The sequence below is a fragment of the Synechococcus sp. WH 5701 genome, assembly GCF_000153045.1.
Taxonomy (GTDB): domain Bacteria; phylum Cyanobacteriota; class Cyanobacteriia; order PCC-6307; family Cyanobiaceae; genus Regnicoccus_A; species Regnicoccus_A antarcticus.
Map to the genome: position 1 here is coordinate 1 of NZ_AANO01000015.1, position 3,149 is coordinate 3,149.

Genomic DNA, 3,149 nt, shown 5'->3' on the forward strand with positions numbered 1-3,149 from the left:
TCATCCGCTTCGGCCTCCTCGCGCGGACGTAAAACGTAGGGCTCTGCGATCGACCAGGAACGGGCGTACTCCATCAGTCGTGGATCAGCTGGAGCAAAAACAAAGGAGGGTGCGCGGGGGATGGTTTCCGTTGCCGCAAGGGTTGCCGTCATTCGAACCGCCCGAGTGATGCCTTGAACAAACCGACTTCGGGTGACCACGGTGGTGAGGTAGGCCACAACCCTCAGTCGTGGTGCATCAAAACCCTCAGCACACATATCGATGCTGACGAGCCAGTCGGCCGTGCCGCCCTGAAATCCATGGAGACGCTCTGCAGCCTGTGGGCTTTGGGAATGCACGAGCTCCACGCGATTGCCGTCTTCCCTCAGCAGTGTTGCGATGGCTTCTGCATGATCAATATCCCTGGCAATCACAAGTCCCGCTGCATCAGGATGGCTTTGCCGCATGTCCGTCAACTTGCGTTGCGCTCGCAGCAACACCTGTTGACCGATGCTGCTGCTATCGGCCAAGCGGATGGCGCGGCGAAGGTTGCGGGCTCGCCAGCTTTCCCGATGTTCGGCCGACAGGGGTGACACGTCGCGATCGGGCATCCCTTCTCGACTGTGCTCCACCCATCCGTCTTGAAAGCGAAATTCGAGAGGTCGCACGTCTCCAGCGGCGATCAGGTCTCTCGGTTCGACGCATAGATCAGGACATATTTGCTCCATCACCATGCCGTCTTGCACAACGCGAATGCGGCGGGCTGCACAGAAGCCAAGGTTGTCGGCCCGGAATGGTGTTCCAGTCAGGCCGACTCGCAACTTGAAGGCTTCTGTCAGCGCTTGGAAGGTTTGACCCCATGCCGGTGCCTTGGGGTCATCTGGATCCAGCCCCAGGTGGTGTGCCTCATCGGCAATCGCCATGCAGCGATCAGCTTGAAGTTGTCCGAGTTGTTCTTGTAGTGGTTGGAGCTGACGCCCAGCTCCCTGATAGGTCACCAACAGTCCATCAGCCGCTTTCGCCGCCGCAGCCGTGCAGGGCCATTCCTCCAGGCGTAAACCAAGCCCGGACGCCGCTTGCTTCCACTGCTCCAGGATTGATGTTCGATGGCAGAACACCACAAATTGATCCAGATGTCCGTCGCGCCGCATGCTGGAAAAACCCAGGAGTGCCCCGAGGGTTTTGCCTGCTCCAGGTCCGGCGAACACAAGAATGTCGCCAAGGTCAGCCGTGAATGAGCCACTGGAAAGTTGATCCAGTCGGCGGCGCAACAACTGAATTAGATGTTGCTGCCATTCGCGCGGTTGGATCGATGCCGATCCGGTGTGAGCCGGAAGATTGAAGCTGCAGGCGCTGATGGTGTTCCTGAAGAAGATGAGTCTTTTTAACGATTTCGAACGGCTTTGGCACCTCTAGGGGCCGCCCTAGACCTTCTGATCGGCAGGCCGCCCCTTTCAAGTCAAGCCAACCAGCGGTTCAAAGGGCGTCGGCGTGGTTCAACACCAAGCGTTCAACTTCATCGAGCGCATCTTCTGTGGCGTGACGTGCAGCCTCGAAGTCCCCCTTGGCCGCGTCCATCAGTTGATGGGCCACCCTGTCGAGCAGCTCCTGGCGCCGCTCTTCGAGCATTGCGATGAGTTCTTTTTCGACGAGGGTGCGAACGGCTTGAACACGAAGCTCGTCTTCACTCGCCTCGGCAAACGTGCCCTGCACCAGCTCTTGGATGAACAAGCGGTGCACTTCACTGCTGCGCAGGAAGCTTTCGGTGGCATTAATGATCCCGTCGACCAGGGTCTGATCGGGTTCGGAGTCGTTTTCGGCGAGTTTGAACTCCCAGTCCAGATGGCGACGCTGCCAGCCCGAAGCATGCAGGCTGGGCATCACGCTTTGAGAGAACGTATCGACCGACATCTCATAAATCCGCTCAGCCAGGCGTTCGCACCAGTCCTTGCCATGGTTCTGCAGGGATGATTTCATCGTTTCGCGTTCCACAGCGTGGCCACCGTGGTGGCTGTGGCAAACGCCATCAGGACATTCGATTGCGCTGAGACCCATACAAAACACGAGATGTTCTCTTGAACTAGCCACACCAAAGGCTTTCGGCCGCGTTCTTCAACAATCCTGCGGATCTCAAGATGATGACCTCGTAATCTTGATTGGGTCGGTGGATGTGTTCGCCTTGCCCAGACTTCTGATACCGGTGGAGTCGACACCGGGGGAAACCCGGATCGCGGCAACGCCCGACACGGTCAAAAAATTTATTTCGCTCGGCTGTTCGGTCTCGGTTGAGTGCGGTGCCGGTGTGGCATCGGGTTATCTAGATGCCGCCTATTCCGAACAGGGTGCAGCGTTGGTTGCGGTTGGAGATGCCAGTACCTGGTCTCAAGCCGACATCCTTCTCTGTGTTCAGCCACCCACGTCAGAGAACTTGCGTCGTCTGCATCAGGGGGCGTTGGTGGTGGGTTTGATGGCGCCCTATGCCAACGCGGCGTTAGCGACGACCCTTCAACAGGGAGGCCTGTCGGCCATGTCCCTAGAGCTGCTGCCAAGAATCAGCCGTGCTCAGTCGGCTGATGCGTTGTCATCCCAAGCGAATATCGCTGGATACAAATCGGTGCTGTTGGCATCCTCTGCCTTGGATCGCTACTTCCCGATGCTGATGACGGCTGCTGGCACGGTGCAGCCCGCAAAGGTGGTGATTCTTGGCGCTGGAGTGGCTGGGTTGCAGGCGGTGGCCACGGCCCGCCGTCTCGGAGCGGTGGTGTACGTGAGTGATATTCGGCCCGCTGTGAAGGAACAGGTGGAATCCCTCGGCGCTCGCTTTATCGAGCCGCCAGAAACGGACGACAAGCCTGCTGAATCCGGTGGCTACGCCAAGCAGGCTTCTGATGCTTTTCTCGCTGCGCAGCGTCAGCAATTGTCTGACCAATTGGCTGAGGCCGATGTGGCGATCTGTACCGCCCAAGTGCCGGGCCGTCGTGCCCCCCGTTTGATCAGTGAAGACATGCTCGATCGCATGCGCCCTGGTGCCGTTGTTGTGGATTTAGCCGTGTCCCAGGGTGGCAATTGTGCGGATACGGTGCCGGGACAGACCGTGGACCGCAAAGGGGTGAAGTTGATTGGGGGGAACGACCTTCCCTGCACTGTTCCCAACCACGCCAGTGCGCTGT

3 protein-coding genes are annotated in these 3,149 nt (G+C 58.7%); 1 reads left to right on the forward strand and 2 read right to left on the reverse strand.

Annotation, left to right across the window (positions count from 1 at the left end):
- Nucleotides 1-1,253: DEAD/DEAH box helicase (locus WH5701_RS15915; RefSeq protein ID WP_232201733.1), on the reverse strand; the 1,253-nt coding region annotated here is incomplete at its 3' end.
- Nucleotides 1,254-1,455: 202 nt separating this feature from the next.
- Nucleotides 1,456-2,034, reverse strand: coding sequence for a hypothetical protein (locus WH5701_RS00015; RefSeq protein WP_006169684.1), 579 nt, complete (start codon nucleotides 2,032-2,034; stop codon nucleotides 1,456-1,458).
- 115 nt (nucleotides 2,035-2,149) lie between these two features.
- Between WH5701_RS00015 and WH5701_RS00020 the strand changes: the two genes are divergently transcribed.
- Nucleotides 2,150-3,149, forward strand: a 1,000-nt coding sequence (locus tag WH5701_RS00020; protein WP_037978912.1) for an NAD(P) transhydrogenase subunit alpha, incomplete at its 3' end; no start/stop codon positions are given.